The organism is Prevotella sp. RM4 (assembly GCF_000701965.1).
Taxonomy (GTDB): domain Bacteria; phylum Bacteroidota; class Bacteroidia; order Bacteroidales; family Bacteroidaceae; genus Prevotella; species Prevotella ruminicola.
In genome coordinates this window covers 879,410-893,782 of sequence record NZ_JNKG01000007.1, presented here as the reverse complement: position 1 = coordinate 893,782, position 14,373 = coordinate 879,410, and the positions used below count along the sequence as shown (strand labels likewise).

Below are 14,373 nucleotides of genomic sequence, written 5' to 3'. Positions count from 1 at the left end.
TACTTTTGTCAACGTAATAAGGCTTTTTTGTAGATATATGAAAAAAATCTGCTTTGTTGTTGATAGCATTTTCAGTATTGGCGGGGTGCAAAGAGTAACAGCCGTGATTGCCAAGGAATTGGCAAAGGACTATGATGTAAGCATTGTGACCTTTGACAAACCAGAGCAACAGGACACATCACTCTACCATCTTAACGAGGCAAACATCCACTACAGATTTTTCGCATATCCACATGTAGGAAAATTAAAAACTTATATCTGCAAAGCTTATAGCGGATTGTATCTAAAGTTACAACCAACAGCCCAATGGTGTTCGGATTTATATGCCCATAGTTCGTACCCTTCGGAATTAAGACATGCACTTTTATCTGAGCTACGCCAGGGAGCATATGATGTAATTATTGGTGTACATGCGCCTTTAGCAGCCCGTTTAGCCACACTTAAGAACGATTTGCCAAACACAAAACTGATAGGTTGGTTGCACAATTCGTTTGAAGCCTTATTTGGAGAGGATTCACATTATTATATTGGTTCCAAAAGACGAAGACATTATATCTATCAATTCAGGAAGTTGGATGACTTGGCGGTGCTCTGTAAAGATGATGCCAACAGATTTAATGAATGCGACAAACATTTTACACCTACCGTTATCTATAACCCATTAACATTGAAACAAGGTGAGGCAGCGACAGGTGAAAGCAAAAAGTTTCTGACCATCGGTCGTTTTACGCCGCTGCATAAGGGAATAGACATCCTGATAAAGGCTTTCAACCTGTTTGCAAAGAAAAACAACGAATGGCACTTAGATATCGTTGGTGAAGGCGATGAAGAAAGGACATTCAAAGATCTGATAATAAAATATCAATTAGAAGACCGAATAACCATCCATCCTTTTACTAACCAGATACAAGAGTACTATAGCCATGCCCAGACATATGTGCTCAGTTCGAGATGGGAAGGCATGCCTTTGGTTTTGGTAGAAGCGATGGCACACGGGCTGCCAATCATTTCGTCGGATTTACCCGTAAGCAAAGAGATTATGGGCGATTTCGGCATGTACTTTAAGAATGGCGACATAGAGGATTTGGCACAGCGAATGGAAGAGGCTACCCACATAGACTGGCAGGCAAAATCGAAAGAAGCCATAGCTGTTGCGCAACAATTTGATATTAAAAATATCATTACGCAGTGGAAGCAACTGATAGAATGAACAATTTTTCGGAGAAATAAAGCATAAAATTTGGAATAATCCAAAAATATTTGTACTTTTGTCAACGATAATTTGGCTGATTATACATGTATGAAGAGAATATGTTTTATAACAGATAGTATTTTTAAGTCGGGCGGCATGCAGAGAGTGACTGCCGTAATTGCCGAGGAGCTATCAAAACAATATGATGTGACCATCGTAAGTTTTGAAGAACCGGAGCAAGAAGACTTATCGATGTATGGGTTGAAAGACTATCCCGTGAAGATTGTGTTTACCCATTTTCGTAAAACCGAAAAATGGAAAAGCATGTTATACAACGCATACAGCTATCTGTATAAAAACGCTCTGCCAAAAACAGCCATCACCTCTGATTTATATGCGCACAGCTCTTTTCCCAGAGAGATGCGAGAAGCTGTTGTAAAAATACTAAAAGAAGGCCAATTCGACACGATTATTGCAGTAAACTCATATCTCTCCATGCGACTGGCAACCATCAAGAGAGACTTAGGTGGTGTAAAAGCTATCGGCTGGATATACAACTCGTTTAACGCTTTCCTGAGAGAGGCATCGCCTTACTTAGGTACTGAGCTAAAATACCACTATGGTAGACAGTTACAGAAGCTGGACGAGACCGTGCTGCTGTACCTGCAGGATTCGGAGATGTACTATCATGCCTACGGATTCTCACCTTTTGTAATTCCAAATCCACAGACACTCAAACCAGGCGCTCCATCAATAGGAAAGAATAAACGATTCTTAGCAGTAGGAAGATTAACCCCAAAACATAAGGGATTCGACCTGCTGATAAAAGCCTTCGACAAGTTTGCTCAGCGCAATTCCGACTGGTATCTGGATATTGTAGGAGATGGACCAGAGAAAGAGGCACTGAACAAGATGATTGAGAATCGCTATCTGACGAAAAGAATAAAGATACATCCCTTTACCGAGAACATCCAGATGTTCTATTCGCAGGCCAGCATCTATGTATCGAGTTCGAGATGGAAAGACTTCGGACTGGTATTGGTACAGGCAATGGCACACGGACTGCCAGTGATTTCGTCGGACCTACCATCGAGCAAAGAGATACTGGGCGATTTCGGCATGTACTTTAAGAATGGTGATGTGGATGATCTGGCCAAACGGCTGGAGGAAGCCACTTACATGGATTGGCAGTTAAAATCGAACGAGGCAATTATGATATCGCAACGTTTCAATGCGAACGTGATTGCTGAGCAATGGAAGACGCTGATAGAAAGTGATGGACAACGAAACCGTAAGAGCTAATTTAAAAAATAGTCCCAAGCTTAAAAAGCTGATTGATTGGGTGATTATGAACCAGGTGCAGACAAGACCACGCTGGTTTGTAAGATTATTGGCTCCATTATACCAGCACCGAGGTAAACACTCGGTGATTCACCGTTCGGCCAGAATGGACACTCCACCCTACCGAAAATTCTCACTTGGCAATTATTCGGTGGTGGAATCGTTTGCCTGCATCAACAATGCTGTGGGCGATGTGCTGATTGGCGATTACACCAGAATAGGTCTACACAATACGATTATCGGTCCGGTAAAGATTGGTCACCATGTAAACTTAGCGCAAGGCATTACCGTAACAGCATTGAACCACAATTTTGACGACACCAACAAACGGATAGACGAGCAAGGTGTAAGCACCAATGCCGTAACCATCGAGGATGACGTATGGATTGGAGCGAACGCCGTGATATTGCCAGGCGTTACCATTGGTAACCATTGCGTAGTAGCAGCAGGTGCAGTAGTAACCAAGGATGTACCACCCCACTCGCTTGTAGCAGGGGTACCAGCAAAAGTCATCAAGCAGATATGAGAATAGGTATCGAAGCACAAAGAGTGTTCCGCCGTAACAAGCACGGTATGGACTACGTGGTTCTGCAAGAGATTAAAGAGCTACAGCAGATAGACACGCTGAACGAATACTTTGTGTTTGTGGCACCAGGTATTGACCGATGCCTGAAGGATACCAAAAACGTACATATCATCGTTATCGGCGAAAGTTTCTACCCTGTTTGGGAACAGATAACCCTGCCAAGGGCTGTAAAGAAATACAATCTTGACATTCTGCACTGCACCAGTAATACAGCACCGATATTCTGCGACGTTCCATTGATACTGACGCTGCACGATATTATCTTCCTAGAACCAAGAGATAAGAACAACAAGTCTATCTACCAGAACCTAGGATGGCTGTACCGACGTAAGGTGGTGCCTAAGATTCTGCAGAAATGTCGTCGCATCATCACAGTGTCGAACTTCGAGAAACAAAATATCATTAACAAACTGCACATCCCCGAAGAGCGGATGGCGATGATTTATAATGGCTATAACGACTGGTTCAAGCCTTTAAGGGATGTGGCTGATATCTACCAATCGTATATCGAAAAGCCCGGCTATTTCTTCTTCCTAGGTAACACCGACCCCAAGAAGAATACAGAGCGTACACTGATTGCTTATTCGAAATACCTGAAGGAATCGACCGTAAGACGTAAGTTGCTGATGGCAGATTTAGACCAAAGCTACCTGAATGGCATTATTGAACGAAACAACATTGAGAACATCAGACCGAATATCGTGATGCCAGGTTATATCGTAAACAGCGATCTGCCATACATCTATAACAGCGCCTTTGCCTTTCTGTACACCTCGCTCAGAGAGAGCTTTGGTATTCCACTCCTTGAGGCGATGGCCTGCGGCACACCCGTGATTACTTCGAACACCTCGTCGATGCCAGAGATTGGTGGCAGCGAGGCTATCCTCATCAACCCAGAGAATCCTGATGAGATTGCCGCACAGATGTTACGTCTGGAATACGACGAAGCCTACTATGAGACACAAAAAGTAGTTGGACTAAAAAGAGCAGGTTTGTTCTCGTGGCGCAAAACTGCCGAACAACTGCTGAAACTATACGAAACGGTTTACAAAGAATTACCGAATTCCAACATCAGCTGACGCGCATCGGGATTGTTCTGGGTATTTAAACGGTAATACCCGCGACGACCTGTTGACTCGATAAGCGACTGAGGCGACTTGGAATTCTTAAGCAGATACTGTTGCACATAAGCACGTATTTCATTGAGATCGGGTGTGTAGAAAAAACTCAAATTCATATTATACACATGCTTGGACACCTGCATAACGCTGATGCCCTTATCACCCACACTTGTAAGTATACTTAATATCTGCTGATCGTATGTCATTATATTCGCTTAAAAAAGGCCGGTAAAAGCGATTACCGACCTTTTTCTATCATTCGTTAAAAGGCTTAAGCCAATGTAACTTTTTCACCATCATTAGCGAGCTTGCCCTCCTTGAAGAGCCAACCCAAACCGAGAAGAGTCTCCTCCTCAGAAATCTTTGCAGCCTTAGCAATCTCCTTTACAGTGAGAGCCTTACCTGCTGCTGCAAGTGCCTGATATACATCACCTGCCTTGAAACCTACATTCTCAGCGTTGATTGCGAGAACTGCCTTTGCAGCTGCCTTAGGAGCTGCGGCCTTCTTTACGGTTGTTTTTTTAGCTGGGGCTGCCTTTATCTCGGTAGCCTTCTTAGCTGTTGCTTTCTTTTCTGCCATAGTTCTAAAAAATTAATACTCTATTTGAAGTGTTATACTTCTGTTAATTTTCGAATGCAAAAATACCGCTTTTATTCCGTACAACTCGCTGATTTTTAGGCTTTTTTAGCAGAATGTAAATTATTCTTGATGTAGGTCAACCGACGAACGAAGCAAGCGCAGTGAACTTTATTCACTGCCTTGCAAGGAGGAGGTAGAACGCAGTTCAACCTTAAGCTGAAGTTCGTCAAGTTGTTTCTGATCCAACTCACCTGGGGCATCGAGCATCACGTCGCGACCGCTGTTATTCTTGGGGAATGCGATACAATCACGAATGCTATCGAGACCAGCCATGAGGCTGACGAAACGATCGAGACCGAAAGCCAGACCTGCATGAGGGGGTGCTCCGTACTTAAAGGCATTGATGAGGAATCCGAACTGAGCCATAGCGCGCTCGGGAGTGAAGCCCAGAATCTGGAACATCTTTTCCTGCAACTTGCCATCGTGGATACGCAGTGAACCACCACCAACTTCGACACCATTGCAAACAAAGTCGTAAGCAACGGCACGAACCTTAGCAGGATCGGTATCCAACAGAGGAATATCGTCGGGATTAGGCATTGTGAATGGGTGGTGAGTAGCCATCAGGCGCTGTTCCTCATCGCTCCACTCAAAGAGTGGGAAGTCGACAATCCACAAGCACACGAACTTATCCTTATCGCGCAGTCCGAGACGGTCGCCCATCTCCAGACGGAGTGTGCAGAGCTGTACACGAGTCTTATTGGCATTATCGCCGCTAAGAATCAGTACCAGGTCGCCATCCTTGGCACCACATGCCTCCTTAACCTGAGCCCAAACCTCAGGAGTATAGAACTTATCGATAGACGACTTAACAGTACCATCCTCGTTGAACTTAACATATACCAAGCCCTTAGCACCTACCTGAGGACGCTTTACAAACTCGGTGAGCTCATCGAGCTGCTTACGAGAATAGTTTGCGCAGCCTGGAACGCAGATACCACCGATATAAGTTGCCTCATTGAATACAGGGAAAGTACCTGTACCCTTAAGCTGATCCATGAGCTCAACAAACTCCATGCCGAAACGCAAATCGGGCTTATCGCTACCGAAGCGACGCATAGCCTCGTGCCATGTCATACGCTGGAGTGCAGGCAGTTCGATACCACGAACCTCCTTGAACAGATGACGAGCGAGATCCTCGAAAATCTGGAGCACATCCTCCTGATCAACGAACGACATCTCACAGTCGATCTGAGTAAACTCAGGCTGACGATCAGCACGCAGGTCCTCATCACGGAAACACTTGGCAATCTGGAAGTAACGGTCGAAACCTGATACCATCAGCAACTGCTTCAGGGTCTGTGGTGACTGTGGCAGGGCATAGAACTGACCTGGATTCATACGTGAAGGAACCACGAAGTCGCGAGCACCCTCAGGTGTAGAACCAATCAGGATTGGTGTCTCAACCTCGATAAAGTTCTGAGCATCGAGGAAGTTACGAATCAGGATGGTCATGCGGTGACGCAGTTCGAGATTCTTACGAACAGCAGCACGGCGCAGATCAAGATAGCGATACTTCATACGGATATCATCACCACCGTCGGTGTTATCCTCGATGGTAAATGGAGGTGTGAGACTCTCGCTCAGCACGTTCAGTTCCTTTACCAGAATCTCAATATCACCAGTTGGCATCTTGGGATTCTTACTCTGGCGCTCGCTTACCTCGCCCTTAATCTGAATACAAAATTCACGACCAAGTTTGTTGGCACGCTCGCACAGTTCAGCATCGTCAGCCTCGTTGAAAACAAGCTGAGTCAAGCCATAACGATCGCGAAGATCAACGAAGGTCATACCACCCATCTTACGACTTCGCTGTACCCATCCGGCCAGTGTTACAACACTACCGGCATCCTGGAGCCTAAGCTCTCCACAAGTCTTACTTCTGTACATATTTAATTGCTATTTATTCATTTAAGGTGCAAAATTACATAAAAAATTGATAATAGACAAACATATTTCTTAATTCTTCGTGATTAATTCATATTTTTATAGTAACTTTGCACTGATTTAATCATTTAAACGACAAAAAGATGAAAAAGATTGCATTTATAGCATTGATGCTGATTTGCGGATTGACAGCCGCATTGGCACAGAAACCTGCAGAAATCAAGTTCGATAAACTGACACATGATTTCGGAAGTTTCTCTGAGAAAAGTCCTGTTGTTACTTACACCTTCACCTATACCAACGTAGGCGAGCAGCCATTGGTTATCAATCAGGCTGTGGCCAGCTGTGGCTGCACCGTACCCGAGTACACCAAGGCTCCTATCAAGCCAGGCGAGAAAGGCGAAATTAAGGTAACCTATAACGGCGCAGGCAAGTTCCCCGGCCATTTCAAGAAGTCGATCACTATCCGCACCAATGGTGTAGTTGAGATGACCCGCCTCTATATTGAGGGAGAAATGACGGAAAACTAAAAGCCGTAAGAGAATCCGATAGAGCTATACTCTTTGAACTGGAGGTAACCCAGGTCGTCGTCCTTCGTACCTGTATCGTCGAAACGAGGGAAGAGGAACAGGTTAGCTGATATATATTTTGATACACGCAGAGCGAAAGTGTTTTCCCACTCAATCTCTGTACGCTTATACGATGTGAATGCATAGAGGCGCGACTTCCATGTGATCACATCGTTTATTTTCCATGTCACATCAGCAGTGAGCTGCGAACCGAAATCAACCAGCGAATGACGACCTTCCTTCAAGCCATAGCTGGTGGCAAGGTCTAAACGATCAACATAACGGTAGTTGATAGCCAATGGCGACAGGTTGACGGTACCCGACCATTTCTTATCCTTGGTAGCCAGTTTGTAATCCATACCAAGACCGAAGTTGAGGTTGAATGGCGACATAAAATCGGAATAGACATTACGATCGTTTGACTTCAAACCCTGTGTAAACTGGCTATAAGCCAGAACCTGCAAGGTATAATACCAGTTCTTGGCAGCCTGCAGACCGACCTTACTGGTGAGACGAATCAGGTCCTCATTCGACTTGAACTTATGAATCGAGTCAGTACGTGAACGCAGGAAACCTAGTTTCATCTCCAACTTATTATCCCACTTCCATTTGTTGCGGTTATCGTAGTTGGCCTCTAAGGTCAGCGAACCCACCATCGAGTAGTTACTTTCACCACCCTTATACCAGTTACCACTTACATAGTTCTGCATAAACTGCAGATAGCCATCACCTTTCTTTGTCCAGAAATCGGGTTTCTGAACCAGAATGGTAGTAGGCACATCGTCGGGGGTATCGATAACAGGACTTTCAACCTTTTCAACCAGCTTTACCTGGTTCTTAATGGGCTGATCCACATCCTTACGAATATTACCGGTTTGCTGAAGTTCCGACTCGGTGGTATTCACCAGATCTGGACGGTTCAGATAAATATGCAACAAGGCTTCGTCGATAGCATCAGCCACAGGGTCCTGACCAGCCGAATCGGGCTGGATTGAAAGTGATTTGTTAGCCACATTATGGTAGAAAGTGACTGGTGCAAACAAACGAAAATAGCGTCCGTCTAATGTATCTTTTGGTTGAGCAGCAGAGGCGCTAAGCGCCCAAAATGCTGCGAATAATAATGCAACTTTTCTCATATCTGGTGCAAAGATACAATTTTTTGCCTATAGTATGCATTCTTTTCGCATTTTTTTCGTAATTTTGCACCTTGATTTACGCGTACATTAATAAAAAAGCAAAATAGAAATGAATAAAGACACTATTATCGGCTTCGTCCTCATTGCGCTGGTGCTTATCGGCTTCAGCTGGTACAACCAGCCTTCGCAGGAGGAAATGGAAGCTGCGAGAAAACAAGACAGCATTGCTACAGTGATGCAACAGGATGCCGCCAAGAAGCAGAAAGCCGAAGCGGCAGCACGTAAAGCACAGGCTGCAGCAGCTGCTCAGGGTGACACAACAGCACTGTTCTATGCCGCACAGAACGGCAAGAACCAGCCCGTTGTTCTGAAGAACGACAAGGTTGAGCTGACCTTCAACACAAAAGGTGGTACACTTGCTAAAGCAGTGATTAAGAATTTTGAGAATCTGAACGACCAGATGGGTGTAACCCTGTTCGACGAGAACACCCAGCAGATGAACTTTATGTTGGCTGGTAAATCGGAGAACATCATCACCAAGGACTTGTTCTTCACGCCATCAAACGTTACCGATTCTACCCTCACCATGACTGCTCAGGCTGGCAATGGTGGTAGCATCGAATTCAACTACGTCCTGGGTAAAGACTACATGCTGCACTTCAACATGAAGGCCAATGGCCTGCAGGGCATGTTTGCTCCTAACTATCAGGAGATGAGCATTGAGTGGACCGACCTGGCACGTCAGCAGGAGAAGGGTTTCACTTTTGAGAACCGTTACACTTCGGTTACCTATAAGGAGAAGAATGGTGGTACCGACTATCTGAGCGAGACATCTGAAAAGATTGACGAGAATATTGATGAGGCTTTGGACTGGGTGGCTTTCAAGAACCAGTTCTTCTCAGCTGCTCTGATTGCTAAGGATGAGTTTGCAGCCAATTCACTGCTTACCAGCATTCCTCAGCAGAAGGGTTCGGGCTATCTGAAGCAGTTTAACGCAAAACTGAAGACTGCCTTCGATCCCACAGGTGCTAAGGCAACTGAGTTCGAAATGTATATCGGTCCTAACGACTTCCGTTTGATTAAGGACGTGGAGCAGCAGAGCGCATTCGGTAAGGACCTCGACCTGGAGCAGTTAGTAAACCTGGGTTGGTGGCTGGTACGCTGGATTAACCGCTGGTTTACCATTTACGTATTCGACTGGCTCACCTCATGGGGCTTCTCAATGGGCATCGTGCTCATTCTGATTACCCTGTTGCTGAAGGTCATCACCTTCCCAATGGTGAAAAAGAGCTACATGTCATCTGCCAAGATGCGTGTGCTGAAGCCAAAACTCGACGAGGCTACCAAGCAGTATGATAAACCCGAGGATCAGATGAAGAAACAGCAGGCCATGATGCAGCTTTATTCACAGTATGGCGTATCACCTCTGGGAGGCTGTCTGCCAATGCTCATCCAGTTCCCAATCTGGATGGCTATGTTCTTCTTCGTACCTAACGCTATCCAGTTGCGTCGCGAGTCGTTCCTGTGGATCAGCGACCTTTCTACTTACGATCCAATCATCGAATGGGGCACTCAAATCTGGGGTATCGGCGATCACTTGTCGCTTACCTGTATCCTGTTCTGTGTAGCCAACGTGCTTTATAGCTATATGACTATGCGCCAGCAGCGCGACCAGATGGTTGGTCAGCAGGCTGAGCAGATGAAGATGATGCAGTGGATGATGTACTTGATGCCAGTCATGTTCTTCTTCATGTTCAACGATTACTCATCAGGTTTGAACTTCTACTACTTTATCTCACTGTTCTTCTCGGCTGCCATCATGTGGACACTCCGCAAGACTACCAACGACGAGAAACTGCTCGCCATTCTGGAGGCCAAATACAAGGAGAACAAGAACAATCCTCAGAAGAAGACTTCTGGTCTGGCAGCCCGTCTGGAGGCTATGCAGAAGCAGGCAGAGGAACTGCAGAAACAGCGTATGAACCAACAAAAAAGATAAACTTTATGAAGAAATTTAGAATTCCAGTTTTACTATTGGGAATGATGCTTTTAGCTAATCCCGTTAAAGCAGCAGAAAACGTGAAGATAGGGAAACAGAACATCAAGCTTGCCAGCAACCTGATGACACCCGAGGCACTTTGGGCCATGGGTCGTGTAGGTGCTGCCGAGGCTTCGGCCGATGGTAAGCAGATTGTTTACCAGATTGGCTACTACAGCGTAAAGGCTAATAAGAGTCAGCAGAAGATTGCCATCATCAACGCTGATGGTACAGGCAACACCACTCTGACCACAGGAAGCAAGAGCGAGACTGATCCTACCTGGTATAACGGAAAGATTGCTTTCCTAACCGGTGGACAGCTGTGGACTATGAACCCCGACGGTTCTGACCGCAAGCAGATTTCGAACACCTCGAAACCTATCGAGGGTTTCAAGTTCTCGCCTGATGGCAAGAAGGTGATTCTGCTCCACTCACTCGAGTTCAACGAGATTATCAAGAAGAATCCCGACGATCTGCCAAAGGCTACTGGCCGCTTGGTAACCGATCTGATGTATCGCCACTGGGATCACTATGTAGAGAGCATCCAGCACCCCTTTGTTGCTGATGTAACAGAGGATGGCATCAAGGATGGTATCGACATTCTGGAGGGCGAGCCCTACGAGTGCCCCATGGAGCCATTCGGTGGTATCGAGCAGTTAGACTGGGCACCCGACTCTAAGTCGATTGCCTATACCTGTCGTAAGAAGACCGGTCTGGAGTATTCTATCTCAACCGACTCAGATATCTATTTATATATAATAGGTACGCGCGAGACCAAGAACCTTTGCAAACCTGCCGATTACAAGGCACCAAAGGTTAATCCTACCAAGACCCTGAAGTATCAGAGTGTGAATGCCAAGGAGAACCTGAAGAATAACGTAGGTTACGATCAGAATCCTAAGTTCTCGCCTGATGGCAAGTATATTGCCTGGACTTCGATGGAGCGCGATGGTTATGAGGCTGATCGCCTGCGCCTATGTGTTTACAACCTGGCTACTGGTGAGAAGAAATATGTAACCGAGAGCTTTGATTCAAGTGTTGAGGACTTTGTTTGGAGCGATTCTAAGGACGCGATGATTTACTTTATCGGTGTTTGGCACGCTACCATCAACCTCTACGCCGTAAACTGGAAGGGTGAACTAAAGCAGTTGACCAACACTTGGGACGACTTTGGACAGATTCACCTGATGAACAATGGAAAGCAGCTGCTGATGGAGCGTCATAACTACACATCACCTGCCGATCTGTATATTGTTACTCCAAACTTCAAGAAGCCTGAGAAGACACAGACCAAGCAGCTTACTTTCGAAAACAAGCACATCCTTGATCAGCTGGCTAAGCCAACCGTACAGCAGCGTTGGGTAAAGACCAGCGATGGCAAGCAGATGCTGGTTTGGGTAATTCTGCCACCAAACTTCGACGAGAATAAGAAGTACCCCACCCTGCTGTTCTGCGAGGGCGGTCCTCAGAGTCCTGTATCACAGTTCTGGAGCTACCGTTGGAACTTTATGATTATGGCATCACAGGGTTATGTAGTGGTAGCACCAAACCGTCGCGGTCTGCCCGGATTCGGTCAGGAGTGGCTCGAGGAGATCTCTGGCGACTGGACTGGTCAGTGCATGAAGGACTATCTGGCAGCTATCGACGACGCTGCCAACAATCTGCCATACGTAGATAAGGACAAACTGGGTGCCGTAGGTGCATCGTTCGGTGGATTCTCGGTTTACTATCTGGCAGGTCATCACGATAAGCGTTTCAAGGCCTTCATCTCTCACGATGGTGCCTTTAACCTGGAGGCCATGTACACTGAGACCGAGGAGAACTGGTTCTCTAACTTCGAGTACGACGATGCCTACTGGAACAAGGATCGTACCGCTAATGCCGACAAGACATACAAGAACTCACCTCATCAGTTTGTTGACAAGTGGGATACACCTATCCTTGTGATTCACGGCGAGATGGACTACCGTATCAACGCCACTCAGGGTATGTCGGCCTTTAATGCTGCACGCATGAAGGGTATTCCAGCCGAGCTGCTCATCTTCCCCGATGAGAACCACTGGGTACTGAAACCACAGAACGGTGTACTGTGGCAGCGCACCTTCTTTAACTGGTTGGACCGCTGGTTGAAATAAGCAAGCAATATATTCCCACGTTGGGAACAATTCATTCCCAGTGTGGGAATAATATGTTCCCAACGTGGGAATAAATACGAAAAGTAATTAAATAGAAACAAAATAATGACTCAAGCAATTCAAAAGACCCTTCGCGACAGCGCTGGAATGCGCTGGACTGCGCTTTTACTGCTGGCACTGGCCATGTTCTGTGCCTACATCTTTATGGACATCCTCTCACCTATCAAGGACCTGATGCAGGAGACCCGTGGTTGGGACTCAACAGCATTCGGAACCATGCAGGGTTCAGAGGTATTCCTTAACGTGTTCGTGTTCTTCCTCATCTTCGCAGGTATCATCCTCGATAAGATGGGTGTTCGTTTCACTGCTGTGCTTTCGGCTGCTGTAATGGTGGTTGGTGCCTGCGTAAAATGGTATGCCGTAAGCGAGAGCTTCATGGGAACCGGACTCGAGACTTGGTTTAACAACCATCTTAATTATATCCCCGTATTCGACGAACTGGGTGTATCACCATTCTATGCTGGCATGCCTGCTTCGGCTAAGTTTGCTGCCTGCGGCTTCATGATCTTTGGTTGTGGCTGTGAGATGGCCGGTATCACCGTAAGTCGTGGTATTGTAAAATGGTTCAAGGGTCGTGAGATGGCTTTGGCTATGGGTTCAGAGATGGCACTCGCCCGTCTGGGTGTTGCCACCTGTATGATCTTCTCGCCTTTCTTTGCCCGTTTGGGTGGTGAGGTTTCAGTAAGCCGTTCAGTAGCCTTCGGTGTGGTACTGATGTGTATCGCACTCATCATGACCATCGTTTACTTCTTCATGGACCAGAAGCTGGATGCACAGACTGGCGAAGCTGAGGAGAAAGACGATCCATTTAAGATCAGCGACCTGGGTAAGATTCTTACCGATGCTGGTTTCTGGATTGTAGCTCTGCTTTGCGTGCTTTACTACTCAGCCATCTTCCCCTTCCAGAAGTATGCTGTAAACATGCTGCAGTGTAACCTGACTCTTACAGCCCCCGATGCTAACTCATTCTGGGCACAGCCCGATGTTACCATCGTTCAGTACATCATCATGCTGATTGTGGCTGCTGCAGGTTTCGCCTCAAACTTCCAGAAGAAAGCCAACCTGAAGTTCGGTCTGCTGGCTCTCTCAATCTTAGCACTCATTACCTACTGTTATATGGGCTTCATGCGTCAGTCAGCCGAGAGTATCTTTGCTGTATTCCCACTGCTGGCTGTACTCATCACACCTATCCTTGGTAGCTATCTCGATCACCACGGTAAGGCAGCCACCATGCTGGTACTGGGTTCAATCCTGCTGATTGCCTGTCACCTCACCTTCGCCTTCGTTCTGCCAATGTTCAAGGGCAATGCTGTTGGTGGTATCATCATCGCTTACACCACTATTCTGGTGCTGGGTGCTTCGTTCTCACTGGTACCTGCAAGCCTCTGGCCTTCAGTGCCCAAGCTGGTTGACGCTAAGGTAATCGGTTCGGCCTACGCTCTGATTTTCTGGATTCAGAACATCGGTTTGTGGTTGTTCCCACTGCTGATTGGTAAGGTACTCGACCAGACAAACCCTGGCGTAACCGATCCAACACAGTTCGATTACACTGCACCTCTGGTAATGCTGGCTTCGCTTGGTGTAGCAGCCCTCATCCTGGGCTTCGTGCTCAAGGTGGTAGATAAGAAGAAAGGTATTGGTCTTGAACTTCCAAACATCACAGAATAA

General features: G+C 46.3%; 12 protein-coding genes. 8 read left to right on the top strand and 4 right to left on the bottom strand.

Going from position 1 to position 14,373, the window contains the following annotated elements; genetic code table 11:
- Window positions 1-37: 37 nt before the first annotated feature.
- The 4 genes from T499_RS0104800 to T499_RS0104785 all read left to right on the top strand — a co-directional run bounded on the left by T499_RS0104800 (window position 38) and on the right by T499_RS0104785 (window position 4,198).
- A complete protein-coding gene (locus T499_RS0104800; RefSeq protein WP_033149924.1) occupies window positions 38-1,210 on the top strand; it encodes a glycosyltransferase in 1,173 nt (390 codons plus the stop codon).
- A gap of 90 nt (window positions 1,211-1,300) precedes the next feature.
- Window positions 1,301-2,494 (top strand): glycosyltransferase, encoded by a 1,194-nt coding sequence (locus T499_RS0104795; RefSeq protein ID WP_033149923.1) that lies wholly within the window; start codon window positions 1,301-1,303, stop codon window positions 2,492-2,494.
- Window positions 2,469-3,059 carry an acyltransferase gene (locus T499_RS0104790; RefSeq protein WP_033149922.1) on the top strand — a complete coding sequence of 197 codons (591 nt, stop codon included), beginning with the start codon at window positions 2,469-2,471 and terminating at the stop codon, window positions 3,057-3,059. Before T499_RS0104795 ends, T499_RS0104790 begins: the two co-directional genes overlap by 26 nt.
- Window positions 3,056-4,198 (top strand): glycosyltransferase family 4 protein, encoded by a 1,143-nt coding sequence (locus T499_RS0104785; RefSeq protein WP_033149921.1) that lies wholly within the window; start codon window positions 3,056-3,058, stop codon window positions 4,196-4,198. Before T499_RS0104790 ends, T499_RS0104785 begins: the two co-directional genes overlap by 4 nt.
- Here the strand turns inward: T499_RS0104785 and T499_RS0104780 are convergent.
- The 3 genes from T499_RS0104780 to aspS all read right to left on the bottom strand — a co-directional run bounded on the left by T499_RS0104780 (window position 4,165) and on the right by aspS (window position 6,770).
- Window positions 4,165-4,446: a hypothetical protein gene (locus T499_RS0104780; protein WP_052173400.1), complete on the bottom strand. Its 282-nt coding sequence runs from the start codon at window positions 4,444-4,446 to the stop codon at window positions 4,165-4,167. The genes T499_RS0104785 and T499_RS0104780 overlap by 34 nt on opposite strands.
- 65 nt (window positions 4,447-4,511) lie before the next feature.
- Window positions 4,512-4,820, bottom strand: coding sequence for a winged helix-turn-helix domain-containing protein (locus tag T499_RS0104775; protein ID WP_033149920.1), 309 nt, complete (start codon window positions 4,818-4,820; stop codon window positions 4,512-4,514).
- A 168-nt stretch (window positions 4,821-4,988) separates the two neighbouring features.
- The gene (gene aspS, locus T499_RS0104770) at window positions 4,989-6,770 is read right to left on the bottom strand and encodes an aspartate--tRNA ligase (RefSeq protein WP_033149919.1); all 1,782 of its coding nucleotides are present in this window, start codon (window positions 6,768-6,770) and stop codon (window positions 4,989-4,991) included.
- Window positions 6,771-6,910: 140 nt separating this feature from the next.
- Between aspS and T499_RS0104765 the strand changes: the two genes are divergently transcribed.
- Window positions 6,911-7,297 (top strand): DUF1573 domain-containing protein, encoded by a 387-nt coding sequence (locus T499_RS0104765; protein WP_013064564.1) that lies wholly within the window; start codon window positions 6,911-6,913, stop codon window positions 7,295-7,297.
- On the opposite strand, the gene T499_RS0104760 is transcribed toward T499_RS0104765, so the two are convergent.
- Window positions 7,294-8,472, bottom strand: a complete 1,179-nt coding sequence (locus T499_RS0104760) for a DUF3078 domain-containing protein (protein WP_033149918.1) — start codon at window positions 8,470-8,472, stop codon at window positions 7,294-7,296. The genes T499_RS0104765 and T499_RS0104760 overlap by 4 nt on opposite strands.
- 109 nt (window positions 8,473-8,581) lie before the next feature.
- Between T499_RS0104760 and yidC the strand changes: the two genes are divergently transcribed.
- From yidC to T499_RS0104745, 3 genes are all read left to right on the top strand, one after another.
- Complete coding sequence (yidC, locus tag T499_RS0104755) at window positions 8,582-10,471, top strand: membrane protein insertase YidC (RefSeq protein WP_033149917.1); 1,890 nt, start codon at window positions 8,582-8,584, stop codon at window positions 10,469-10,471.
- A gap of 5 nt (window positions 10,472-10,476) precedes the next feature.
- Window positions 10,477-12,645 carry a dipeptidyl-peptidase Dpp5 gene (locus T499_RS0104750; protein ID WP_013065720.1) on the top strand — a complete coding sequence of 723 codons (2,169 nt, stop codon included), beginning with the start codon at window positions 10,477-10,479 and terminating at the stop codon, window positions 12,643-12,645.
- Window positions 12,646-12,750: 105 nt separating this feature from the next.
- Window positions 12,751-14,373 carry an MFS transporter gene (locus T499_RS0104745; RefSeq protein WP_028907624.1) on the top strand — a complete coding sequence of 541 codons (1,623 nt, stop codon included), beginning with the start codon at window positions 12,751-12,753 and terminating at the stop codon, window positions 14,371-14,373.